Below are 23324 nucleotides of genomic sequence, written 5' to 3'. Positions count from 1 at the left end.
ACAGAAGGCATCGCCATGGCCCCCGACACCGCCACCCCTCGCCCGCGCGCCACGATCGACGAGGCCCTCGCCTTCGACGACGTGCTGCTCGTCCCCGCCTACTCCGCGGTCCTGCCCAGCCGCACCGACGTCACGACCCGGCTGACCCGCCGCATCACGCTGAACATACCGCTCGTCTCCGCCGCCATGGACACGGTGACCGAGGCGGCCATGGCGATCGCCATGGCCCAGGCGGGCGGCATCGGCGTGATCCACAAGAACCTGGAGCCCGAGGATCAGGCTGCGCAGATCCGCCAAGTGAAGAAGTTCGAGTCCGGCATGGTGGTGAACCCGGTCACCATCCACCCCGACCAGACGCTCGCCGAGGCGCGCGCGCTGATGGCGAGCCACCGCATCAGCGGCATCCCCGTGGTCGAACGCGACTCGGGTCGCCTTGTGGGCATTCTCACCAACCGCGACGTCCGCTTCGCGTCCGATCCGACGGTGAAGGTCTATGAGCTGATGACGCGCGAGAACCTGATCACGGTGCGCGAGCATGTCGCCGCCGAGGAAGCCAAGCGCCTGCTGCACAAGCACCGGATCGAGAAGCTGCTGGTCGTCGACGACGCCTATCGCTGCGTCGGCCTGATTACCGTCAAGGACATGGACAAGGCGACCGCGCATCCGAACGCATGCAAGGACGAGCTCGGCCGGCTGCGCGTCGCGGCCGCCACCGGGGTCGGGCCGGACGGCCTGCGCCGCGCCGAGATGCTGGTCGATGCCGAGACGGATGTGATCGTGGTCGATACCGCGCACGGCCATTCCGCCGGCGTGCTGGCGGCGGTCGAGCGCATCAAGCGCCTCTCCAACGCGGTCGAGGTGGTCGCCGGCAATGTCGCCACGCCCGAGGCCGCGATCGCGCTGATCGAGGCGGGGGCGGATGCGGTGAAGATCGGCATCGGCCCGGGCTCGATCTGCACCACGCGCGTGGTCGCCGGTGTGGGTGTGCCGCAGTTCACCGCCGTGCTGGAGACGGCCGAGGCCGCGCATGCGCGCGGCGTGCCGGCGATCGCCGATGGCGGCATCCGCACCTCGGGCGATCTCGCCAAGGCGATCGCCGCCGGCGCCGATGCGGTGATGATCGGCAGCCTGCTCGCCGGCACCGACGAAAGCCCGGGCGAGGTGTTCCTGTATCAGGGCCGCAGCTACAAGGCGTATCGCGGCATGGGCTCGATCGGGGCGATGAAGAAGGGCTCGGCCGACCGCTACTTCCAGCAGGATGCCGAGACCGACAAGCTCGTGCCCGAGGGGATCGAGGGCCGTGTGGCCTACAAGGGTCCCGTGGCGGCGGTGATCCACCAGCTGGTCGGCGGATTGCGCGCCGGCATGGGCTATACCGGCAGCGAGACGATCGCGGCGATGCGGCAGAACGCGCGCTTCCGCCGCATCACCGGTGCGGGCCTGCGCGAGAGCCACGTGCACGACGTCGCGATCACGCGCGAGGCGCCGAACTATCGGCTCGAACAGTGAGCGAAGCCCCGTGCGTCGAGGCCGTCGTCTTCGACGCCTACGGCACGCTGTTCGACGTCCATGCGGCAGTGCGCAAGCACGCGCGGCGCATGGGCGAGAGCTGGGAGGCGGTCGGCGCGCTGTGGCGCCAGAAACAGCTCGAATACGCCTGGGTCGCGAGCCTGACCGGACCCGAGCACTGGCGCGACTTCGAGGTGATGACGCGCAACGCCCTGTTCACCGCGCTGAACTGGTACGGCGGCGCGAGCCTCGATCTCGTCGATGACCTGATGGCGGCCTATCGCGCCCTGCCGGCGTTCGACGATGCCCGCCCCGCGCTTGAGGCGCTGCGCGCGGCCGGCATCGGCACGGCGATCCTGTCGAACGGCTCGCGCGCGATGCTCGCCGAGGCGGTCGCGGCGGCGAAGCTCGACCGGCTGCTCGACCATGTGCTCTCGGTCGATGCCGTGCGCGTCTACAAGCCCGATCCGCGCGTCTATCGCCTCGCCGAGGACGCGTTCCGTCTGCATTGCAGCCGGATCGGCTACGTCTCGGCCAATGCGTGGGATGCCCAGGCGGCGGCGGCCTACGGGTTCCGCACCGTGTGGGTGAACCGGATCAACCAGCCGGTCGAGTTCGCGATGCACCAGATCGCGCGCATGGCCGCGGACCTGGAGGCCGTGCCGGAGATGGTCCTGTCGTGACGCCCGCGGCCCGCATCCAGGCGGGCATCGAGCTCTGGCAGGCGGTGGACGGGGCGTTGGACGCGCCGGCGGATGCGGTCGCGAATGCCTGGTTTCGCGCGCGGCGCTTCATCGGCGCGACCGACCGGCGCGTGGTGTCGGACCGGCTCTGGGCGATGATGCGCGCAGCCCCGCGCCTCGTCTGGCATCTCAAGCGCGCGCGCGCGCCGATCACGCCGCGCACGCTGATGCTGGCGCAGCTCACGGTGGCGGAAGGGGCGTCGGCAGATGCGGTCGCCGGGCTGTTCAACGCCGCGCGCCATGGCCCCGCCCCGCTCGCCGATGCCGAGAAGCGCGCGCTCGCCGCCCTCGCCGGACGCGTGCTGGACGATCCCGCCATGCCCGAGGCCGCGCGGCTCGGCGTGCCGGACTGGCTGCTGCCGCGCCTCATCGCGCGCTTCGGCGATCGTCTCGCGGCCGAGATGGCAGCGTTCGATGCGCCCGCGCCGACCGATCTGCGCGCCAATCTGCTGAAGGCGACGCGGGAGCAGGCGCAGGCTGCCCTCGCGGCGGAGGGGATCGCGACCGAACCCACCCCGTTCTCGCCCTGGGGGCTGCGCGCGCAGGGCCGCCCGCCCGTCACCGCCTCGCGCGCGTTCCGCCACGGCCTCGTCGAGATCCAGGACGAGGGCAGCCAGCTCATCGCCGCGATGGTCGATGCGCGCCCGGGGCTGCGGGTGTGCGATTTCTGCGCCGGGGCTGCGGGCAAGACGCTGGCCCTCGCCGCCGCGATGAACAATCGCGGCCAGATCGTCGCCGCCGATGTCTCGGCCACGCGCCTCGAGGCCGCGGTGAAGCGGCTCGGCCGTGCGGGGGTGTCGACCGTGGAGCGACGGCTGATCGAGCCCGGCGCGAAGTGGCTCAAGCGCGCGGCCGGCAGCTTCGACCGCGTGCTGGTGGACGCGCCCTGCACCGGCACCGGCACCTGGCGGCGCAAGCCGGATGCGCGGCTCCGGCTCGCCGAGGCGGATCTCGTTGATCTTGCTCGGAAACAGTCCGTGATCCTGGAGCGTGCAGCGAGGCTGGTGAAACCCGGCGGGATTCTGGTCTACGCTACCTGTTCGGTGCTGACCGAGGAGAACGAGGCACAGGTGAACGGCTTCCTCGCGCGCGTTCCGGGCTTTGCGCCGCTGCCGCTGGCCGAGATGCGGGCGCGCACCGGCGTGCCCCTGCCGGGCGATGGCCCGTATCTATCGCTCACCCCGGCCGGCCACGGCACGGACGGGTTCTTCGCCGCGGCACTCAGGCGGGAGGCGGCGGCGTGATCGCGATCCGCCGCGCCCGCGCCGCGGACGCCGAGGCGATCGGCGCGGTCCATGTCGCGACGTGGCGCAGCGCCTATGCCGGCATCCTGCCGGACTCCTACCTCGCCGGGCTGTCGTCCGGGCGCCAGGCGGCCGGGTGGCGCCGGATCGTCACCGCCCCGCCGCCGGGGCACGCCACCTTCGTCGCGGTCGCCACCGGACCGGACTCGCCGGACGGCGTGACGCCGACGGTGGTCGGCTTCGCCTCGGGTGGGCGGGCGCGCAACGGAACGCGCGAGACGGGCGAGATCGAGACGCTCTACCTGCTCGAGGAGTTCCGCGAACGCGGCGTCGGACGGCGGCTGATGCGGGCGGTGGCGGCGCATCTGAACGCGATCGGCTGCCGGTCCGTGATGCTGTGGGTGCTGAAGGACAACCCCACGCGCTGGTTCTACCAGCATCTCGGCGGCCGGCCGGTGGCTGAGCAGCAGATCCGCTTCGCCGGCCAGCCGGTGGTGCAGCTCGGCCTGCTCTGGGAGCCGATCGGCGTGTTGCTCGCCGCCACCGCGCCGACCACGAACCAGTAGCGCCGGCACGCCCCTTCCCAACCGCGCGCGTTTCTGTATCTGTCCGCCATGACGGACCGGATCCTGATCCTCGACTTCGGCAGCCAGGTCACGCAGCTCATCGCGCGGCGCGTGCGCGAGAGCGGCGTCTATTGCGAGATCTGGCCCTTCAACGCCGATCCTCAGCGCATCGCCGATTTCGCCCCGCGCGGCATCATCCTCTCAGGCGGCCCGGCGAGCGTGACCGAGGGGGCCTCGCCGCGCGCGCCGGAGCTCGTCTTCGCGCTCGGCGTACCGGTGCTCGGCATCTGCTACGGCGAGCAGACCATGGTCGCGCAGTTGGGCGGCGAGGTGCGGACCTCCGACCACCGCGAGTTCGGCCGCGCCTTCCTCGACGTCACCGGCGACTGCGCGCTGTTCCACGGCGTATGGCAGCAGGGCGCGCGCGAGCAGGTGTGGATGAGCCACGGCGATCGTGTGACCCGGCTGCCGGACGGGTTCCGCGTGGTCGGCGTCAGCGAAGGGGCCCCCTATGCCGCGATCGCCGACGACCATCGCCGCTTCTACGGCGTGCAGTTCCACCCCGAGGTGGTGCACACGCCGCACGGCGCGGCCCTGCTGCGCAACTTCACCCATGCGGTGTGCGGCTGCCGTGGCGACTGGACCATGGCGAATTTCCGCGCCGCCGAGATCGCCAAGATCCGCCACCAGGTGGGCGAGGGGCGCGTGATCTGCGGGCTTTCGGGTGGCGTCGATTCCTCGGTTGCCGCGGTGCTGATCCACGAGGCGATCGGCGACCAGCTCACCTGCATCTTCGTCGATCACGGCCTCTTGCGCGCGGGCGAGGCCGAGCAGGTGGTGGCGACGTTCCGCGACCGCTTCAACATCCGGCTCGTGCACCGCGACGCCTCCGAGCTGTTCCTCGGCGCGCTCGCGGGCGTCACCGACCCGGAAGTGAAGCGCAAGACGATCGGGCGGCTGTTCGTCGAGGTGTTCGAGCAGGAGGCGGGCAAGCTCGGTGGTGCGGAGTTCCTCGCCCAGGGCACGCTCTATCCGGACGTGATCGAGAGCGTCTCCTTCACCGGCGGCCCCAGTGTCACGATCAAGAGCCACCACAATGTCGGTGGTCTTCCGGAACGGATGAACATGAGGCTCGTCGAGCCCCTGCGCGAGCTCTTCAAGGACGAGGTGCGGGCGCTGGGGCGCGAGCTCGGCATCCCGGAGGCGATCGTCGGGCGGCACCCGTTCCCGGGGCCAGGGCTCGCGATCCGCATCCCCGGCGAGGTGACGCGCGAGAAGGTCGCTCTGCTCCAGAAGGTGGACGCGATCTTTCTCGAGGAGATCCGCGCCGCGGGCCTCTATGACGCGATCTGGCAGGCCTTCGCCGTGCTGCTGCCGGTGCGCACGGTGGGCGTGATGGGCGACGGCCGCACCTACGACCAGGCCTGCGCGCTGCGCGCGGTGACCAGCACGGACGGGATGACGGCGGATGTCTATCCGTTCGACATGGGATTCCTGCTGCGCACCGCGAACCGCATCGTCAACGAGGTGCGCGGCATCAACCGGGTGACCTACGACATCACGTCGAAGCCGCCGGGCACGATCGAGTGGGAGTGACGCATGAGCGTGACGATCCACGGCATCCGCAACTGCGACACGATGAAGCGTGCCCGCGCCTGGCTGGAGGCGCGCGGCGTCGCGTATCGGTTCCGCGACTACAAGAGCGAGCCGCCGAGCCGCGACGAGCTCGCGGCCTGGGCAGCGGCGGTCGGCTGGGAGAAGCTCATCAACCGCGCCGGCACCACGTTCCGCAAGCTCCCCGACAGCGAGCGCACGGGGATCGATCAAGGTCGCGCGCTCGCGCTGATGCAGGCGCATCCCTCGCTGATCCGCCGCCCCGTGCTGGAGACGGCCGGGCGCGTGCTCGTGGGCTTCGACGAGAGCGTCTGGGCCGCCCTCCTGTAGCGTCGCGCCCGCGCCGCGGTTGCACCAGCGGCCGGAGACTGGCAGGCAGCGCGCGGACCATGCCATCGCGGAGCCGGCCATGCTGCTCTTGATCCTGGGACTCGCCGTGTTCGTCACGGCGCATACCTTCACCACCTTCCGCGCGGAACGGGCGGCGGTGATCGGGCGGGTCGGCGAGATTCCCTACAAGATCGCCTACTCCCTCGTCTCGCTCGCCGGGATCGTGCTGATCGTGCACGGCTTCGGCGCCTACCGCTCGGCGGGCTACATCCCGCTCTGGGATCCGCCCGTGGCGCTGCGCCATGTCGCGCTGCTGCTGATGCTGGTCTCGTTCATCCTGCTCGCCGCGGCCTATGCGCCTTCGGGACTGATCAAGGGGGCGGTCAAGCATCCGATGCTCGCGGGCGTGAAGATCTGGGCGTTGGCGCATCTGCTCGCGAACGGCGATCTCGGCTCGGTGCTGCTGTTCGGCACGCTCCTCGCCTGGGCCGTCTATGACCGGATCGCGGTCAAGCGGCGCGCGGACGCGGTCGTGCCGCCGCGGTCGGGCTGGACGCAGGGCGACTGGATCGCCTGCGCGGTCGGCGTGATCGCCTGGGCCGCCTTCATCGGCGGGCTGCACCGCTTACTGTTCGGCGTCGGTGTGATCGGCTGATCACGCGATCGCCGCTCCGCGCTCGGCGAGCAGCGCGCGCAGCACCGAGCGGTGGCAGCGCGCCTCGTCCGCGCAGGTGCAGCCGACCGAGAAATCCGCGCCGTGCGACAGCGCGGCGAGCAGGTCGAGCGTGCGCCGCGGCGCCGACGCCTCCATCTCCTTGCGGAACGCGGTGACGAAGGCGCGCCATTCGGCCTCCGTCTGCGCGCCGCGCGCCTGCGTCACCAGCGCCGCACTCGGCGCGAGCTCGGGGTACCAGACATCGAACCAGTCCTCGGCCGCGTAGCGCTCCTTGCGCACGCCACGCGGCAGGTGCCGCACCGCGCCGATCCGCACGCCCTCCCCCGGCAGCCGTTGCGTGCCGAGCCGGACGATGCGCACGCTCATGACGCGCCGCCTAGCGCACGCGGATGTTGCGCTCGGTGATGAGACGTCCCCAGCGCGCCCGCTCGGCGGCGACGCGCGCGGCGAACTCGGCCGGCGTGTTTGGGAGGTAGATCAGCCCGTGCGTGTCGAGGAAAGCCCTGGTCTCCTCGGTCGCCGAGACCGCGCCGTATTCGCGCGCGAGCCGCGCCTGGATCGGCTCCGGCGTGCCGGCGGGCACGATCACGGCATACCAGGTGACGATGTCCACCTCCGGATACCCGGCCTCGCCGAGCGTCGGCACATCCGGCAGATGCGGCACCCGCGCGGGCGTGGTGACGGCGAGGGCGCGGACGCGCGCGGCGCGGATCTGCGGCAGCATCGAGGGCAGCGTGTCGAACATCGCGTGCACGTCGCCGGTCAGCAGCGCGGGCAGGCTGTCGTTCGTGCCGCGATAGGGCACGTGCACCATGTCGATGCCGTCGCGCGCGCGGAACATCTCGAAGATCAGGTGCTGCGCCGTGCCCACCCCGACCGAGCCATAGTTCAGCTTGCCCGGCTCGGCGCGCGCCGCCGCGATCAGCCCGGCAACGTCGCGGATCGGCGAGTTCGCCCCCACCACCAGCACCAGCGGCGAGGCGCAGAACATCTTGATCGGCACCAGATCGCGCGCAGGGTCGTAGGGGAGATCGGGATCGGTGTTGGGAAAGATCGTCAGCGGCGCGAGATTGCCCATGCCGATCACGTAGCCGTCGGGACGGGCGCGCGCGATCTCGGTCACGCCGATCCGCGCGCCGGCGCCGGCCTTGAAGTCGTTCACGATCGGCTGGCCGAGGGCCGCCGAGACGCGGTCGTTGAAGTAGCGCGCGATCAGGTCGTTCAGCCCGCCGGGCGGCCAGGGCACGATGAAGCGGATCGAGCGCGTCGGCCAGGCCTGGGCGGCGGCCGGCAGCGCGGCAAGCGCGGCGCCGGCCAGCACCGCACGGCGGGTCAGGATCATGCGAAGCCCCCTTCGTTTCGTTGCCCGCGGAACACTGGGGGCCGATGGCCGCGCGTGCAACCCTGTGCTTCACTGCGTGCGCGACTGAGGGAGGAGGGTGCGCGATGACGGCGGAGCTCGATCCGATCGGCGGGCCGGCGGCCTGGACCGGCAAGGACCTGGAGAACGACCGGTCCTGGATCAGGACCTTCTCGGCGGGCGAGATCGCCGAGATCGAGGCGGCGCTGGCCGCCGTCTCCGGGCGCGCGCCCGGGCGGTTCGGCGCGGCCGAGTTCCCGCTGCCGACGGTCGCCGACCGGCTCGCCGAGGTCTCCGACGAGCTCGAGCACGGGCGTGGTCTCGTGCGCCTCGGCGGGCTCGATCCGACGCGCTACACGCATGACGATCTGAAGCGCATCTTCTGGGGGCTGGCCGCGCATCTCGGCACGCCGCTGCCGCAGAACACCACCGGCGAGATCCTCGCCGAGGTGCGCGACGAGACCGGCACGGGCGCGGCCGTCACCGGCAGCGGGCCTGGCCCGGTGCCCTCGGCGCGCGCACGCTCGCGCTCGACCGGGCCGCTCCGCTTCCACACCGACAAGTGCGACGTGCTCGCGCTGCTCTGCGCCTCGAACGGCATCGCGGGCGGGGTGTCGCGCATCGTCTCGACAGTGGCGATCCACGATGCGCTTGCGGAACGGCGGCCTGATCTGCTCGCCGTGCTCTACCAGGATTTCTGGCGCAAGCGCCCGGCCGACGAGGAGGGGGCGCGCGCGGATTCCGTGTTCGCGATGCCGGTGTTCTCGCGCGGGCCGGACGGCGCCTTCACCTCCCAGTACAGCCGCACCTATGTTGAGATGGCGCAGGACGAGCCCTCGGTGCCGCGGCTCACGCCCGCGCAGATCGAGGCGATGGACGAGCTCGCCCGGCTCGCCGACGAGCTCTGCGTCGAGATGCCGTTCGCGCCGGGCCAGATCCAGCTGATGAACCAGCACATCACCTATCACGGCCGCACGGCCTACGCGGACGATGCGGCCTCGGGCGCGCGTCGCGTGCTGCTGCGCATCTGGCTCGCGGTGCCGAACAGCCGTGCGCTGCCGCCGGGCCATGCGGTGCAGTGGGGCGATGTGCGCGCGGGCGCGCTCCGCGGCGGCGCGATGCCGGGCCGGAGCGCCTACGAGCTCGCCTAGCGCAGATCCCGATCAGGTGGCGCCACCTGATCGAGTGAAGAGGCGCGCCAGGCAAGCCCCGGAGCCGTTCCCGACGGATCGGAAACGGCTCCGTCGGGCGATCAGAGCAGACCTTCCTGCCGAAAGGACAGGAAGCGGCCATTGCCGACGATCAGGTGGTCGTGCAGCGTGATCGACAGCACGGCCGCCGCCTGCCGGATTTCGCGCGTCATCTCGATATCGGCGCGGCTTGGCGTCGGGTCGCCCGAGGGATGGTTGTGCACCAGGATCAGCGCGGTGGCGTGCAGCTCCAGCGCGCGCTTCACCACCTCGCGCGGATAGACGGGCGTGTGGTTCACCGTGCCGCGCGCCTGCGCTTCGTCGGCGATCAGGCGGTTCTTCGCATCGAGGAACAGCACGCGGAACTGTTCGATCTTCTCGCGCGCCATCACCGCGTGCAGATAGTCGATCAGCCTGTCCCAGTTGTTCAGCACCGGCCGGTCCATCACCTCGGCGCGGCTCATGCGGATCGCGGCCGCCTGGACGAGCTTGAGCGCGGCCACGCTGTGCGGCCCGAGCCCCCGCGTGTCGAGCAGCGCCTGCTGCGGAGCGGCGAGCACGCCGGCGAAGCTGCCGAAGCGGTTGATCAGCGCCTTCGCCAGCGGCTTGGTGTCGCCCTTCGGCATGGCGAAGTAGAGCAACATCTCCAGCAATTCGTAGTCGGCGAGCGCGTCCGGGCCGCGCGTCAGCAGCTTCTCGCGCATGCGCGCGCGATGGCCGTGCGGCCCGGTGGAGGGGAACGGCGTCTCCGCCGGGGAGGGGGGCGACGCGCGTCCGACCGGCGCGAGCGTGGAGACCGCGGCCGGCAGCGCGATCGGGTCTGCCGCGCCGGCATCGGCGAAGCCGCGCGCCCGGCCCGGCGTGCCGTGCCCGGACCGCGGTCCCGCCGTGCTGTCGCGCCTGAAGAGCCGGTCCAAGAGCCGCATGCCGCGCCACCCATCCGCCACGGTTCCCGGTCGTGGGTCTAGCGCAAGAACACCACCGTAGGTAGTCCTTCGATGCGGCTCTACCACCCGATCTAAAGCAACCCCTGCTGGCGGAACGAGAGCCAGCGTCCGTTGCCGACGATGACGTGGTCGTGCAGCGCGATGCCCAGCGTGGCCGCGGCCTTCTGCACCTCGCGCGTCATGTCGATGTCGGCGCGCGAGGGGCTCGGGTCGCCCGAGGGGTGGTTGTGCACCAGGATCAGCGCGCTCGCCTGGAGATCGAGCGCGCGCTTGACCACCTCGCGCGGATAGACCGGGGCGTGGTTCACCGTGCCGCGGGTCTGGGTCTCGTCGGCGACGAGCCGGTTCCTGGTGTCGAGATAGAGCACGCGGAAATGCTCGACCTTCTCGCGCGCGAGTGCGGCGTGGAGGTAGGCCATCAGCTTGTCCCAGGCGTTGAGCAGCGGCCGGTCGGCCACCTCGGCGGCGGCGAGCTTCAGCGCGGCGGCGTGTGCCACCTTCAGCGTCGCGATCACCGCCTCGCCGACGCCCGGCACCGCAGCGAGCTCCTCCTTGGGTGCGGCGAGCACGCCGGCGAAGCTGCCGAACCGGCCGATCAGCGTCTTGGCGAGCGGCTTGGTGTCGAGGCGCGGGATCGCGAACAGCAGCAATTCGAGCAGTTCGTAGTCGGCGACCGCCTCCGGACCGCCGGCGAGGAAGCGCGCGCGCAGCCGCTCGCGATGGCCGAGATGGCCGGGCGCGGGGTCGGGCTCGGGCGTCAGCGCGAACAGCCCGCCCGCATCCGCCATGCCCCGCCGCTTCGGCATCCCGGGCCCCGGCGCGCGCGGTCAGGCGTAGGGCGGCTTGTGCAGCCCGGCGGGCGAGAGGGTGAAGATCTCGCAGCCCGTGGCCGTGACGCCGACCGTGTGCTCGAACTGCGCCGAGAGCGACCGGTCGCGCGTAACCGCGGTCCAGCCATCGTCGAGGATCTTCACCTCGGGCCTTCCGGCATTCACCATCGGCTCGACCGTGAACAGCATGCCCTCGCGCAGGGTGACGCCCTCGCCCGGGCGGCCGAAATGCAGCACGTTCGGCGGCTCGTGGAACGACCGGCCGAGCCCGTGGCCGCAGAACTCGCGCACCACCGAGAAGCGCTGGCGCTCGACGAAGGACTGGATGGCGTGGCCGAGATCGCCGAGCGTGGCGCCGGGGCGGATCACGGCGATGCCGCGCATCATCGCCTCGTAGGTGACGTCCATGAGCCGCTTGGCCTTCACCGAGGGCTCGCCGGCGGCGTACATGCGGCTGGAGTCGCCGTGCCAGCCGTCCAGCACCACGGTGACGTCGATGTTGAGGATGTCGCCCTCCTCGAGGCGTCGCGGCGAGGGGATGCCGTGGCACACGACGTGGTTCACCGAGGTGCAGATCGACCTGGGGAAGCCGCGATAGCCGAGCGGGGCGGGCACCGCGCCGTGGTCGAGGATGAAGTCGTGGCAGAGCCGGTCGAGCGCCTCTGTGGTCACGCCGGGCCGCACGTGCTCGGTGATCATGTCGAGCGTGGCGGCGGCGAGCTGGCCGGCGCGGCGCATGAACACGAAGTCCTCGGGGCTGTAGAGGATGATCCGGCGCGCATCGCCCGGCTCGATCCCCTGCGCGCGTTCCAGCTGGTTCATGGTGGCCCGCCTGTCCATGTCTGCCCCTAGCGCGCAGGCTTCGGGGACGCAAGTCGCGAGGGCGCCAGCTCGCCCGCGCCCTGTTCGTCGCTGCCCAGCGCCGCCGCCAGCCGCACGGTCGCGCTGCCGGGGGCGAGCGGCTTCGGCTGACCCGCCGCCGGCGCCCATCCCGTCAACGTGATCAGGTCGAGCGGCATCGCGACCCGCCCCTCGCCGTCGCGCGGCAGGCGGCGCGCGACCTCGGCGATCAGCGTGCGCGTGGCCGGGCGGCGGCTGCGCGCGGCCAGCGCATTCGTCTCGCCGAGCGCGCGCAGCTCCGCGAACAGCGCGAAGGGGTCGGGGTAGCTGACGGTCAGGGTCTCGGCGTCCGCCACCGGCAGCGCGAAGCCCGCGCGCTGGAGCAAGGATGCCGCGTCGCGCAGGTCGGGCAGCGGGATGACGCGCGGGCTCGCCCCGCCCGCGGTCTCGGCCTCGGCGGCGAGGAACGCCGCGCGCAGCGGCGCGAGCGTCCCGGGCCCCGGCAGGATGGCGAGGAACAGCCCGTCGGGGCGGAGCGCCTGGCGGGCCTGGATCAGCGCGCCCGGCAGGTCGTTGACCCAATGGAGCGAGAGCGCCGAGACGACCAGGTCGAAGCTCGCCGGCGCGAAGGGCAGCCACTCTTCGTCGGCCGCGATCGCGAGCCCGCCCGCGCGCGCGGCCATCCGGGGCGAGAGGTCGGCCGAGACCACGACGGGAATGCCGCGCGCCCGCAAGGCCCGCGCGAGCAGCCCGTGCCGGCAGCCGAGATCGAGCGCGCGGGTGAAGCGGCGGGTGGTGTCGTCGAGCCGGTCGAGCAGGCGCTCGGTGATGGCGGCGAGCAGGGGCTCGGCCCGATCGACCAGCAGGGCGGCGCGGTCGCGGCGCAGGCGATGCGCGCGCCGGTCGAAAGGAACCGGAAACCCCGTCATGCGTAGCATGTGAGCACGCGCACAGGCGCTGTCACCCCTTCGTGCGACCGTATCGGCGGTCGAACGGAGGCATGGCGGACCTGGGGGCACAGCCAAAGGCGGTGTGACATGATGAACCCGCATCCCGGCCCTTCCACGAAACGGCTCAAGCGCCGCAACGCATATCGCGCGCCGGAGCGCGCGGCCGAGGCCGCGGCGCGGGCCTGGTCGGAGGCCGATCTCCGGCAGGCCGCGTATCTGGCCGCGGTGCTTGCCGTTGCCCTCCTCGCCACGACCCTGCCGCTCGCCGCCCTGCTGCGGTAGCGGGGTGGAGCGCGCGACACCTTGCGCGCGCCTCTGTCTTCGGCCACCTCTGTCCTCACGCCACTCCGGCAGGAGGACCCGCCATGAACGAGATGGATGTCACGGCCGCCCGCGCCGCCGCGGTCGCCGCCACGGTCGAACGCATCCGGGCGATCGAGGCGCGCGAGGGCGTCACCCGACCGGCCCTCGACGCGATCATGGCCGAGCTGCACAAGCTCGCCGCCCAGGAGCACCTGTTCCCCTCCGCCGAGTTCCCCCCGCCGCCCGCCGGCGAGAAGGGCGCGCGCCGCTACCTGTTGCAGGAGGACCCGGGCGGGCGCTTCGCGCTCTACCTGAACGCGCTGAACCCGGGCAACGAAACCAAGCCGCATGACCACACCACCTGGGCCGTCGTGGTGGCCGTGGACGGCGAGGAGCTGAACAAGGTCTACGCGAAGCGCGACGGCGGTCTCGACCTCGTGCGCGAGGTGGTGGTGAAGCCCGGCACCGGCATCGCCCTGATGCCCGAGGACATCCACTCGATCCACACCCAGGGCGATCGCCCGACGCGGCACCTGCACATGTACGGGCTCGCGCTCGAAAAGCTCGACAACCGCATGGCCTACGACCCGGCGACCGGCGCGGCGGTGCCGTACAACCGCAACTTCATGGCGCCGACCGCGAACCGCTGATCGCCGCATCGATGGCGAAGGAGGTCGCGCCGGACGCACTGAAGGCGATGATCCGCGACGGCGCGGAACTCGCGATCGTCGATGCGCGCGAGGAGGGCGAGTTCGGCTCGGGCCACCTGTTCTGGGCCTCGCCGCTGCCGCGCTCGCGCCTGCCCCTGTTCGCGCGCGCGCTGCTGCCCAACACGGGCGCGCGCATCGTCGTCACGGATGACGGGCGCGGGCTGGCGCAAGAGGCCGCCGCCGAGCTCGAAACGATGGGCTACGGCAACGTCGCCGTGCTGGCCGGCGGCACGCCCGCCTGGAAGGCGGCCGGCTATGTGCTGTTCACCGGCGTCAACGTGCCGTCCAAGGCGTTCGGCGAATGGGTCGAGCACCATTACGGTACCCCATCGGTCGATGCGGCCGAACTCAAGGCGCTGATGGACGCCGGCACCGACATGGTGGTGCTGGACTCCCGCCCGCTCGACGAGTTCCGCCGCATGAGCATCCCGACGGGGATCAACGTGCCGGGCGGCGAGCTTGCCTACCGCATCGGCGCGCTCGCGCCCGACCCCGGGACGCTGGTGGTGGTGAACTGCGCGGGGCGGACGCGCTCGATCCTCGGCGCCGAGAGCCTGCGCTCCGCCGGCGTGCCGAACCGGGTGGTCGCGCTGCGCAACGGCACCATGGGCTGGGAACTCGCGGGCTTCACCTGCGCCCGCGGCGAGACCGCGCGCTATCCCGAGGGGCGGCCGGCGGATGCGGAGGCGGCCTTCGCCCGCGCCGAGGCGCTGCGCCTCAAGCACAAGGTCGGGCTGATCGACCGCGCCACCCTCGATGCCTGGCGCAAGGACACGAGCCGCACGCTCTACGTCTTCGATGTGCGCGATCCGGCGGAGTACGCCGCCGGTCATCTCGCCGGCGCGCGTTCGGCGCCGGGTGGGCAGCTCGTGCAGGCGACCGATGGCTGGATCGCCGTGCGCGGCGCGCGTGTGGTGCTGGTGGACGATGACGGCGTGCGCGCGCGCATGACCGCGCAGTGGCTCGCGCAGATGGGCCATCGCGACGTGCACGTGCTGGAGGGCGCGGCCGAGGACTTCACCGCAACGGGGCCCTGGGTGCCGCCCGGCGAGGTGCCCGAGGCCGAGACCATCCCGTTGCGCGAGGCACATGCCGCGTGGCAGGCCGGGCGGCTCCGCGTGGTCGATCTCGCCCGCTCGATCGATTTCCGCGACGGCCACATTCCCGGCGCGCTCTGGGGCGTGCGCACCCGGCTCGCCGCGCTGGCGGACCGGCTGCCGGAGACCGGGATCGTCGCCGTCACCTCGCCGGATCAGAACCGGCTTGCGCGGCTCGCGGTGGAGGAGGTGGCCGAACTCACGCCCGCCCGCGTCGGCGTGCTGGAGCGCGGCACGGCCGGCTGGGCCGCCGGCGGCCTGCCGCTGGAGGCGGACCGCACCAACCCGCCGGACGAGGCGTGCATCGACTTCTATCTCCGCCCCTATGACCGCAACTCGGGGGTCGAGGAGGCGATGCAGGCCTATCTCTCCTGGGAGATCGATCTCGTTCACGAGATCGAGCGCGATGGCGACGCCGCGTTCGGCTGACCCCTGGCTTCTGAGGCTCGGCGCCGGCCTCGCGCGCGGCGTGATCGACCTCCTGCTGCCGCCGCGCTGCCTCGCCTGCGAGAATCCGGTGGAGCGTCAGGGCCTGCTCTGCGCCGAGTGCTTCCCGCGCCACCGCTTCATCACCGCGCCGATGTGCGCGCGCTGCGGCCTGCCCTTCGCCCATCCGGGCGAGGCCGGGCGGGAGGGGCTGTGCGAGTCCTGCCTGATCCACCCGCCGGTGTTCGGCCGGGCGCGCGCGGTCTGGCGCTACGACGCGGCGAGCCGCGACATCCTCCTGCCGCTGAAGCACGCCGACCGCACCGAGCTCGCCCCGGCGCTGGCGCGCCTGATGGCCGCCGCCGGGCGCGAGCTCCTGGCGGGCGCCGACCTGCTGGTGCCGGTCCCCCTGCACTACCGGCGACTGGTGGCGCGCCGCTACAACCAGGCGGCGCTGCTCGCGCGCGGCATCGGCCGGATCGCGCGCGTGCCGGTCGTGCCCGACCTGCTGCGCCGGGTGCGCGCCACGCCGAGCCTCGGCGAGCTCGGCGCCGCCGAGCGTGCGGCCGTGCTCGCCGGCACGATCGCGGTCGCGCCGCGCCACCGTGCGCGCCTCGCCGGCCGGCGGGTGGTGCTGATCGACGATGTGCTGACCAGCGGGGCCACCGCCAACGAATGCGCCCGCGTGCTGCTGGGCGGGGGCGCGGCCGCGGTCGATGTGCTGGCCGCGGCGCGCGTGCCCCTGTCGCGGCCTGACGCGGGATTGACCCGGACCCGCAGCACGCCGATGTGACGCGCCATGCCCGTGATCGAGATCTACACGAGCTTCTGGTGCCCCTACTGCGCCGCCGCCAAGCGCCTGCTCGACGCCAAGGGCGTGGCGTATCGCGAGATCGAGGCGCCCTCGGGCAGCCCCGCCCGCGCCGAGGCCACCGAGCGGTCGGGAGGCCGCACCACCGTGCCGCAGGTCTTCGTCGATGGCGCCCCGCTCGGCGGCTACGACGACCTCGCCCGGCTGGACCGCGCGGGCGAGCTCGACCGCATCCTCGGCCTGACCGGCACGGCGACGTCGGGCTGAGCCGTCATCTTTCGTTCATGCCGTGCTGGCAGTCTCTTGCCTGGAGTGCCAGCAGCCCCATGATAGAGCCATGACCCGCGACTCTGGCGAGGAGGCATGATCCACTACGCGCTCCGCTGCGACTCGGCGCACGAGTTCGACGGCTGGTTCAAGGACAGCGCCGCCTTCGAACGGATGGCCAAGCGCGGCCTGGTGGACTGCCCGCAATGCGGTTCGACCAAGGTGAGCCGCGCGCTGATGGCCCCGGCCGTCGCCTCGTCGCGCGAGGCCGCCCCGGTTGCGCCGCCCGCCCCGCCCGCACCCGCCGAGGGCAAGGCGATCGCCGGCCAGATTCCCGCGGCGGCCCTGGCGATGCTGCAGCGCATGCGCGCCGAGATCGAGAAGCACTGCGACTATGTCGGGCCCCGTTTCGCCGACGAGGCGCGCAGGATCCACGCGGGCGAGAGCGAGGCGCGCGGTATCTACGGCGAGGCGACGCCCGAGGACGCCGAGGCGCTGCGCGAGGAGGGGATCGGCTTCCGCACCATCCCCTGGGTGCCCCGCGCCGACGGCTGACGCGCCCGGACGCTGACGCCGGGCCGGCACCTGAGGTAAGCCCGGCAGGGCGCCGAGGGAGCATGAGCCGCAGGACACACCGCAGCGCGCGTACCGGACCGGTCGAGGCCGTCGTCGCGCGCCTCGGCGCCGGCGGCGACGGCATCGCCGCGCTGCCCGACGGCCGCCCCGCCTACATCCCCGACGCCCTGCCGGGCGAGCGCGTGCGCATCCTGCCCGGTGCGCGCCGGGGCGAGGGCGTGGCGGCGAGCCTGCTCGCGCGGCTCTCGGATTCGTCGGACCGTGTCGCCCCGCCCTGCCCCCACTTTGGCCCCTGCGGCGGCTGCGCCGTGCAGCATCTGGGCGAGGAGGCATATCGACGCTGGAAGACCGGGCTGCTCGCCGACGCGCTGCGGCGCGCGGGGTTCTCCGACACGCCGATCGACTCCCTGGTGCCGGCGTCGTCCGCGACGCGGCGCCGCGCCGATCTCGCGCTCCGCAACGGCGCGGTCGGCTTCCATGAACGCGCGAGCCGACGCGTGATCGATGCGCCGGAGTGCCGCGTGCTCGACCCGGCGATCCTCACACTCGCGCAACACCTGCGCGACCTTGCGCGCCAGCTTGCCTGCCTCCGGCCCGAGGCGGAGGCGCAGGTGAACCTGCTCGATAGCGGTGCCGATCTCGTGCTGCGCGGCGCGCGCGAGCCTGACCTCGCCGGGCGCGAACGCCTCGCGGCCTTCGCCGAGGCCGCCGATCTGGCGCGGCTCTGCTGGGCAACCGGTGCGGCGCCGCCGCTGCCTGTGGCGATCCGTCGCGTGCCGGCCATCGCCTTCGCCGGCGTCGCGGTCGAACCGCCGCCAGGCGCCTTCCTCCAGGCGACGCTCGACGGCGAGGCGGCGATCGGCGCGGCGGTGCTGACCGCCCTCGCCGATCTGCCCGAGGACGCGCTGGTCGCCGATCTCTTCGCCGGGATCGGCACGCTGACCTTCCGGCTGGCACGGCGGTTCCGCCTGCGCGCGGCCGAGGGCGAGGCCGAGGCCGCCGCCGCGCTGCGCCGCGCCGCGCAAGGGTCGGGGCTCGCCGCGCGCATCGCCGTCGGGACGCGCGATCTCGCGGCCCGTCCCCTGCTGCCGGCGGAGCTGCGCGGCGTCGACGCCGTCGTGCTCGATCCGCCGCGCGACGGCGCGCGCGCGCAATGCGAGGCGCTGGCGCAAGCGCCGGTGCGGCGGATCGTCTATGTCTCGTGCAACCCGGCGGCGCTGGCGCGCGATGCGCGCCTGCTCGCCGTTGGCGGCTGGCGGCCCATGCGCGCAACGCCGATCGATCAGTTCCTCTGGTCGGGGCATCTCGAATGCGTCGTGCCGTTCTCGCGCTGAGCCTGCTCGCCGCCTGCGCGCACGAACCCGCGCGGTTCCTCGCCGATGTCGAGGCCGGGCCAGGGCCGTCGGCGCTCAAGGAGACGACACCGCCGCCGACGCGCGAGCCCTTCGCCGTGCCCGGCACCGAGGCCGATCTCTACCGCCCCGGCACGCCGGCGCGCGCGCGGATCGTTCTGGTGCCGGGCCTGTCCGAGGCGGGGCGGCGCGATGCCCGCCTGGTGCCCTTCGCCGAGAGTCTCGCGCGGATCGGCTTCCTCGTGGTCGTACCCGACCTGCCGGCGGCGCGAAGGCTCTCGGCGGATGCGTCGGACGCCGAGGCGGTGGCGGCGGCGGTGCTGGCCCTGCCCGATACACCCGGCCCGGCGGGACTCGCGGCGATCTCCTATGCCGCCGGCCCCGCCTTCCTCGCCGCGCTGCGCCCCGACGTCGCCGCCCGGCTCGACGTCATCGCCACCCTCGGCGCCTATCACGACACCGAGGCGATGCTGACCTTCCTCGTCACGGGCGCGTATCGGGCTCCCGAGGCGACGGCATGGCGCTTCGGCACACCGCGGCCCGAGGCGCTGTGGCTGTTCGTGCTCGCCAACGCGGCCGCCTTGCCCGACGCGCGCGACGTCGCCTGGCTGCGCCGCACCGCCGAGGCGCGGCTCGCGCGCCGGGAAGGTCCGCCCATCGCCGAGGCCGGCGCGGCGGCGCGCGCGGTGCTGGCGCTTGCCGAGGAGCGCGACCCGGACGCGGTGCCGGGCCGTATCGCCGCCCTGCCGGAGGTGCTGCGCACGGCCCTCGCGCGCCTCAACCTCGCCGACAGCGCGCTCGGCGGGCTCGGCGTCTGCGCGATCCTGGTGCACGGCACGCGCGACCCGGTGATCCCCTGGACCGAGAGCCTGCGGCTGGCGCGCGCCCTGCCGCGCGCGCGGCTGCATCTGGTGCCGGACCTGGATCATGTCGACCCGCGCGGCCTCTCCTTCTCCGGCCGGCTGGCGCTGCTCCAGGCGGCCGAGGATCTGCTCGCCGCGCGTGACGGGGCCGATGTGTGCGCGGCAGGCTGAGGCTCACGCTCGCGTGAGCACGCGATTGACTCGCGCACCTCCGCGCCCAGTATCGACGGTGTTGAGGACGAACAGCTTGGGCCCCCGTTCAGGGCACCGGGCCGCAGAACGACAAGAACGGTCATCCCGCCACCCCGTTGTCCGAAAGGAATGGACGTCGTGAACGTGAACACCCCGGCGACGATCTCCGCCCCGAAGGTCACCGAGCGCCGGCCGACGCGCGAGGAGGCCGAAGCGGCCGTGCGCACCCTGCTGCTCTGGGCCGGCGACGATCCGACGCGCGAGGGTCTCATCGACACCCCCGCGCGCGTGGTGCGCTCCTACAGCCAGTTCTTCTGCGGCTACGAGATCGACCCGGACGAGCTGCTCGCGCGCACCTTCGAGGAGACCGACGGCTACGACGAGATGGTGCTGCTGCGCGACATCCGGCTCGAGAGCTACTGCGAGCACCACATGGTGCCGATCATCGGCCGCGCGCATGTCGCCTACCTGCCGCACAAGCGCGTGGTCGGCATCAGCAAGCTCGCGCGCGTGGTCGAGGCCTATGCCAAGCGCCTTCAGATCCAGGAGAAGCTGACCGCGCAGATCGCCAACACGATCAATGCGGTGCTGGAACCGAAAGGTGTCGCCGTGGTGATCGAGGCGGCGCACCAGTGCATGACGACGCGCGGCATCCACAAGCCCGGCGTGTCGATGGTGACCAGCCGGATGCTGGGCGCGTTCCGCGACGACCCCTCCACCCGGCGCGAGTTCCTGGCGATGATCAGCATGGGCGGCACCTCCGCCCGCGTGGCCGACGAGGCGTAGCGGCCGCTACTGCGCGTCGCCCGACGGCGCGCCGACCAGCCGCTCGACGAAGGCGGAGCCCGGCGCATCGCGCCGCAGGCCATCGTCGAGTGCGGCGGCGAGCGCGCTCAGCGTCAGCAGGGCGAACAGCAGCGGCGGGATCAGGCGCGTCATCGTCCAGGCGTCCGGTGTGTCGCGGCACGATCGGCGACAGGGGTTGCAGATTGGTTTCCTCGTCCCGGCGGAGCCATGCAAATGCCGGAATGGAGACAGCATCGCAGCGCGGGACGCCGGCTTCATGTGAGCCCTGTCACAATACGGACCCTGTGCAGCGGCGCGATCCGGGGCATGCTGCGCGCCATGGAGACGATCGCGTTCCTCACCGAGCCCGCACCGCCCTATGGCGAGGTGCAGACGCTGCACCCCCGTGTGCGCCGCGTCGTGGCGCGCAATCCGGGGCCCTTCACCTATCACGGCACGAACACCTGGATTCTCGGCGCCGGCCGGGTCGCGGTGATCGATCCCGGGCCGGACGATCCGGCGCATCGCCGCGCCCTGCTCGATGCGCTCAGGGGCGAGACCGTCACGCATATCCTGGTCACGCACAGCCACCAGGACCACGCGCCCGGCGCGGCGCCGTTCGCGGCAGCGACGGGCGCGCCGGTGCTCGGCTGGGGCCATCCGCAGACCGAGCGCACGGTCGGCATCGCCACCGGCCACCCGCCGTTCCTGCCCGACGAGATCCTCGCCGAGGGCGACACGGTCGCGGGCGAGGGCTGGCGGCTCAGGGTGCTGCACACTCCCGGCCACGCCTCGGATCATCTCTGCTACGCGGTCGAGGACGAGGGCGTGCTGTTCAGCGGCGATCACGTCATGCCCTGGTCGACCAGCATGGTGGCGCCGCCGGATGGCGACATGGCCGCCTACATGGCGCATCTGCGCCGGATGCTCGACCGGCCCGAGGGAACCTTCCTGTCCGGCCACGGCCCGCCGATTCCCGAGCCCCGGCCCCACGTCGCGGCCCTGCTGCGCCACCGCGAGGAGCGCGAGGCCGGCATCCTCGACGCGCTCGCCGGCGGTGCCGCGACGGTCGAGGCGATCGTGACCGCCCTCTATCCGGCGCTGGCCGAGGCGCTGCGCCCGGCCGCGGCCAAGACCGTGCGCGCCCATCTGCTCAAGCTCAGGGCCGAGAACCGCCTGGCCGACCCCGCGATCGCGCTATAGCGGCGGGACGCGCACGAGGTTGGGGCCGGTCTCGCGCCAGAGCGGCGCGACCCGCTCGGCGCGCGTGGCCGCATCCGCCGCCAGCCACTCCGCGACCTCGCGCAGCACCACGCGCTGCGGCAGGGCGAGATCGAGGGTTTCGGCTTCCGCGAGCGGGATCCAGCGCAGGAACTCAAGCTCGCCATTGCCGCGGAGCTCGCCCGAGACCCGCTCGGCCGGGGCGAGCAGGAAGCGCGCGTCGAAGCGGATCGGGCTGGCACTTGGCGTGATCAGCCGGCAGAGCGGCACCAGCGCATCGCCCGCCGGCAGGTGGCCGCCGGCGGCGAACTGCGCCCATCCGCCGCGCGGCAGGCGCGCGCCGGGCGGCGCGGGCGCGGCGAGGCGGAGCCCGGTTTCCTCGAAGGTCTCGCGGATCGCGGCGGCGGCGAGCGCGGTCGCGAGGGCGCCGAACGAGCGGGCGAGCGAGGAGGGCGGGGCGGTTGCGAAGGCGACGCGATGGTCGGCCGCATCGACCCGCCCGCCCGGGAACACGAGCCGGTTCGGCATGAAGCGGTGCCCGCCGCTGCGCACGCCCATTAGCACGGCCGGGCCGTCGCTCGTCTCGCGCAGCAGCACGAGGCTTGCGGCGGCGCGGGGGCGGACGGCGCGCGTGCCGGGCGCGCGCGGGGGCCGGGGAGGCAGGGGCAGCGAGGCTGGGGTCACGTGGGCACGCTAGGGCCCAGGCGGGAAGACGTCCATGCGCCCCTTGCCCGCATCGCCCCGCAATGGCACGCAGCCGCCATGCGCCGAGACCCTCCGCCGCGCGACCGGCGCGGCCCCGCCCGCCCGCCGCGCCCGCCCGCCCGCGGCCCCGAACGCGCGCCGCGCGAGGAGGCCGCCGATCTGGTCCGCGTCGCCGGGCTCCCCGCCGTCTCGGCGCTGTTCGCGCGCGCGCCCCAGCGGGTCGAGCGGCTGTTCTACGAGGAGGCGCTGCGCGAGGCGGCCGGGCCGTTCTGCAAGGTGCTGGCGGCCGCGCGCCGGCCCTACCGGATGCTGCCGCGCACCGAACTCGATCGGGTCGCGGGCACGGTGCAGCACGGCGGCATCGTCGCGATCGCGCGGCCCAAGGCGATCCCCGGCTTCGACCCGGCGGCGGTGCTCGCCGCGCGCGACCGCATCCCGCTGCTGCTGGTGATGGACGGCATCGCGAACACGCACAATCTCGGCGCGATCGCGCGCACGGCCGCCTTCTTCGGGCTCGACCGGATGGTGCTGTCGGGACATGCGAAGCAGGCCGGCCCCTCGGACTCGGCGCATCGCGTGGCCGAGGGCGGGCTCGAGCACCTCACGCTCTACCGCGCCGCGCCGCTCGTGCCGGCGCTCGAGGCGATCCGCCCGGGCTTCCTGGTCGCCGGCGCGGTCGCCGAGGGGGGTGTCGATCCGGTCGCGCTGCCGCGCGACCGTCCGGTGGCGCTGGTGCTCGGCAACGAGGAGCACGGTGTGCCGCCGGAGACGCTCGCGGCCTGCGAGGCGCGCGTGACGCTGCGCGGGTCGGGGCGGATCGAGAGCCTGAACGTGTCGGTCGCCGCCGGCATTCTGATCTGGGCGCTGAAGCGCTGAGGCGCGGCGGGGAGTGGCGGACCCGATACGATTCGAACGTACGACCTCTGCCTTCGGAGCAATTTAACAGCCCGTTGAAGAAGTGGTCGTTCAGTCGAGAGGGTCTGGCTCCAAGCTGATGGCGATGGCGGGGGTCTGATCGCCGGCGACGACGATCAGCAGCATCATCGGAGAGCCGTTCGGCAGGATGACGGCGGCGAGGCAGGCGGAGAGCCTGTCCTGGAACGCCCTGGGAGTTCCGGCACCGGTCAGCAGGCGCATGATCAGGCCGAGATTGTAGCCGGCGACGTGGATCAGGTAGCGCTTGTGGATGTTGTCCCGCCCGCGCAGCCAAGTCCGG

General features: G+C 73.0%; 28 protein-coding genes. 19 read left to right on the top strand and 9 right to left on the bottom strand.

Going from position 1 to position 23324, the window contains the following annotated elements; translation table 11 throughout:
• Positions 1–15 precede the first annotated feature (15 nt).
• The 7 genes from guaB (at position 16) to F563_RS0119195 (ending at position 6661) form a co-directional block, all read left to right on the top strand.
• Positions 16–1509 (top strand): IMP dehydrogenase, encoded by a 1494-nt coding sequence (gene guaB, locus F563_RS0119225; RefSeq protein WP_019016327.1) that lies wholly within the window; start codon positions 16–18, stop codon positions 1507–1509.
• Complete coding sequence (locus F563_RS0119220; protein ID WP_019016326.1) at positions 1506–2192, top strand: haloacid dehalogenase type II; 687 nt, start codon at positions 1506–1508, stop codon at positions 2190–2192. Before guaB ends, F563_RS0119220 begins: the two co-directional genes overlap by 4 nt.
• Positions 2189–3496, top strand: a complete 1308-nt coding sequence (locus F563_RS0119215) for an RsmB/NOP family class I SAM-dependent RNA methyltransferase (protein WP_019016325.1) — start codon at positions 2189–2191, stop codon at positions 3494–3496. The genes F563_RS0119220 and F563_RS0119215 overlap by 4 nt, the downstream gene beginning before the upstream one ends.
• Complete coding sequence (locus F563_RS0119210; RefSeq protein ID WP_019016324.1) at positions 3493–4062, top strand: GNAT family N-acetyltransferase; 570 nt, start codon at positions 3493–3495, stop codon at positions 4060–4062. Before F563_RS0119215 ends, F563_RS0119210 begins: the two co-directional genes overlap by 4 nt.
• 48 nt (positions 4063–4110) lie before the next feature.
• Positions 4111–5658: a glutamine-hydrolyzing GMP synthase gene (gene guaA, locus F563_RS0119205; protein WP_019016323.1), complete on the top strand. Its 1548-nt coding sequence runs from the start codon at positions 4111–4113 to the stop codon at positions 5656–5658.
• Between the two features lie 3 nt (positions 5659–5661).
• Entirely contained in the window at positions 5662–6006 is a 345-nt protein-coding gene (locus tag F563_RS0119200) for an arsenate reductase (protein WP_019016322.1), read from the top strand.
• Between the two features lie 79 nt (positions 6007–6085).
• Positions 6086–6661 carry an NnrU family protein gene (locus tag F563_RS0119195; protein ID WP_019016321.1) on the top strand — a complete coding sequence of 192 codons (576 nt, stop codon included), beginning with the start codon at positions 6086–6088 and terminating at the stop codon, positions 6659–6661.
• Here F563_RS0119195 and F563_RS0119190 read toward each other — a convergent pair whose 3' ends face one another.
• Together F563_RS0119190 and F563_RS0119185 are read right to left on the bottom strand one after the other, a co-directional pair.
• Positions 6662–7048, bottom strand: a complete 387-nt coding sequence (locus F563_RS0119190; RefSeq protein WP_019016320.1) for a DUF488 domain-containing protein — start codon at positions 7046–7048, stop codon at positions 6662–6664.
• A gap of 10 nt (positions 7049–7058) precedes the next feature.
• Positions 7059–8024, bottom strand: a complete 966-nt coding sequence (locus tag F563_RS0119185; RefSeq protein ID WP_019016319.1) for a Bug family tripartite tricarboxylate transporter substrate binding protein — start codon at positions 8022–8024, stop codon at positions 7059–7061.
• Between the two features lie 104 nt (positions 8025–8128).
• On the opposite strand from F563_RS0119185, the gene F563_RS0119180 reads away from it, so the two are divergent.
• Positions 8129–9193, top strand: coding sequence for a TauD/TfdA family dioxygenase (locus F563_RS0119180; protein WP_019016318.1), 1065 nt, complete (start codon positions 8129–8131; stop codon positions 9191–9193).
• A 101-nt stretch (positions 9194–9294) separates the two neighbouring features.
• Here F563_RS0119180 and radC (F563_RS0119175) read toward each other — a convergent pair whose 3' ends face one another.
• The 4 genes from radC (F563_RS0119175) to F563_RS0119160 all read right to left on the bottom strand — a co-directional run bounded on the left by radC (F563_RS0119175) (position 9295) and on the right by F563_RS0119160 (position 12778).
• Positions 9295–10158, bottom strand: a complete 864-nt coding sequence (radC, locus tag F563_RS0119175) for a RadC family protein (RefSeq protein ID WP_019016317.1) — start codon at positions 10156–10158, stop codon at positions 9295–9297.
• Between the two features lie 92 nt (positions 10159–10250).
• On the bottom strand, positions 10251–10985 hold the full coding sequence (radC, locus tag F563_RS0119170) for a RadC family protein (protein WP_156825270.1): 735 nt from the start codon (positions 10983–10985) through the stop codon (positions 10251–10253).
• A 21-nt stretch (positions 10986–11006) separates the two neighbouring features.
• Positions 11007–11831 carry a type I methionyl aminopeptidase gene (gene map, locus F563_RS0119165; protein WP_156825269.1) on the bottom strand — a complete coding sequence of 275 codons (825 nt, stop codon included), beginning with the start codon at positions 11829–11831 and terminating at the stop codon, positions 11007–11009.
• Between the two features lie 26 nt (positions 11832–11857).
• A complete protein-coding gene (locus F563_RS0119160; RefSeq protein WP_019016314.1) occupies positions 11858–12778 on the bottom strand; it encodes a methyltransferase domain-containing protein in 921 nt (306 codons plus the stop codon).
• Positions 12779–12886: 108 nt separating this feature from the next.
• Here F563_RS0119160 and F563_RS0119155 point away from each other — a divergent pair, with 108 nt between their 5' ends.
• The 9 genes from F563_RS0119155 to folE all read left to right on the top strand — a co-directional run bounded on the left by F563_RS0119155 (position 12887) and on the right by folE (position 20182).
• Positions 12887–13081: a hypothetical protein gene (locus F563_RS0119155; RefSeq protein ID WP_019016313.1), complete on the top strand. Its 195-nt coding sequence runs from the start codon at positions 12887–12889 to the stop codon at positions 13079–13081.
• Between the two features lie 83 nt (positions 13082–13164).
• The gene (locus tag F563_RS0119150; protein ID WP_019016312.1) at positions 13165–13752 is read left to right on the top strand and encodes a cysteine dioxygenase family protein; all 588 of its coding nucleotides are present in this window, start codon (positions 13165–13167) and stop codon (positions 13750–13752) included.
• Between the two features lie 11 nt (positions 13753–13763).
• Positions 13764–15338, top strand: coding sequence for a rhodanese-like domain-containing protein (locus F563_RS0119145; protein ID WP_019016311.1), 1575 nt, complete (start codon positions 13764–13766; stop codon positions 15336–15338).
• The gene (locus F563_RS0119140; protein WP_019016310.1) at positions 15316–16128 is read left to right on the top strand and encodes a ComF family protein; all 813 of its coding nucleotides are present in this window, start codon (positions 15316–15318) and stop codon (positions 16126–16128) included. The genes F563_RS0119145 and F563_RS0119140 overlap by 23 nt, the downstream gene beginning before the upstream one ends.
• 6 nt (positions 16129–16134) lie before the next feature.
• Positions 16135–16413: a glutaredoxin 3 gene (gene grxC, locus F563_RS0119135; RefSeq protein WP_019016309.1), complete on the top strand. Its 279-nt coding sequence runs from the start codon at positions 16135–16137 to the stop codon at positions 16411–16413.
• A 96-nt stretch (positions 16414–16509) separates the two neighbouring features.
• Entirely contained in the window at positions 16510–16968 is a 459-nt protein-coding gene (locus F563_RS0119130; protein WP_019016308.1) for a DUF1178 family protein, read from the top strand.
• A gap of 62 nt (positions 16969–17030) precedes the next feature.
• Entirely contained in the window at positions 17031–18323 is a 1293-nt protein-coding gene (locus tag F563_RS0119125) for a class I SAM-dependent RNA methyltransferase (RefSeq protein ID WP_019016307.1), read from the top strand.
• A complete protein-coding gene (locus tag F563_RS0119120) occupies positions 18299–19375 on the top strand; it encodes an alpha/beta hydrolase (protein WP_019016306.1) in 1077 nt (358 codons plus the stop codon). Before F563_RS0119125 ends, F563_RS0119120 begins: the two co-directional genes overlap by 25 nt.
• A gap of 150 nt (positions 19376–19525) precedes the next feature.
• Positions 19526–20182, top strand: coding sequence for a GTP cyclohydrolase I FolE (gene folE, locus F563_RS0119115; RefSeq protein ID WP_019016305.1), 657 nt, complete (start codon positions 19526–19528; stop codon positions 20180–20182).
• Positions 20183–20188: 6 nt separating this feature from the next.
• On the opposite strand, the gene F563_RS24960 is transcribed toward folE, so the two are convergent.
• A complete protein-coding gene (locus tag F563_RS24960; RefSeq protein ID WP_019016304.1) occupies positions 20189–20335 on the bottom strand; it encodes a hypothetical protein in 147 nt (48 codons plus the stop codon).
• Between the two features lie 186 nt (positions 20336–20521).
• Here F563_RS24960 and F563_RS0119105 point away from each other — a divergent pair, with 186 nt between their 5' ends.
• Entirely contained in the window at positions 20522–21385 is an 864-nt protein-coding gene (locus F563_RS0119105) for an MBL fold metallo-hydrolase (RefSeq protein ID WP_051089437.1), read from the top strand.
• Here the strand turns inward: F563_RS0119105 and F563_RS23345 are convergent.
• Positions 21380–22087: an NUDIX hydrolase gene (locus F563_RS23345; RefSeq protein ID WP_084596705.1), complete on the bottom strand. Its 708-nt coding sequence runs from the start codon at positions 22085–22087 to the stop codon at positions 21380–21382. The two genes, F563_RS0119105 and F563_RS23345, sit on opposite strands and share 6 nt — an antisense overlap.
• Before the next feature lie 78 nt (positions 22088–22165).
• On the opposite strand from F563_RS23345, the gene F563_RS0119095 reads away from it, so the two are divergent.
• Complete coding sequence (locus tag F563_RS0119095) at positions 22166–22984, top strand: TrmH family RNA methyltransferase (protein ID WP_019016301.1); 819 nt, start codon at positions 22166–22168, stop codon at positions 22982–22984.
• 90 nt (positions 22985–23074) lie between these two features.
• On the opposite strand, the gene F563_RS25180 is transcribed toward F563_RS0119095, so the two are convergent.
• Positions 23075–23324 (bottom strand): hypothetical protein (locus F563_RS25180; RefSeq protein ID WP_035575728.1); only part of this gene is annotated, 250 nt, incomplete at its 5' end.

This window comes from Elioraea tepidiphila DSM 17972 (assembly GCF_000378465.1).
Taxonomy (GTDB): Bacteria; Pseudomonadota; Alphaproteobacteria; order Acetobacterales; family Acetobacteraceae; genus Elioraea; species Elioraea tepidiphila.
The sequence above is the reverse complement of the archived record's forward strand: the minus strand, read 5'-3'. Positions and strand labels throughout refer to the sequence as shown.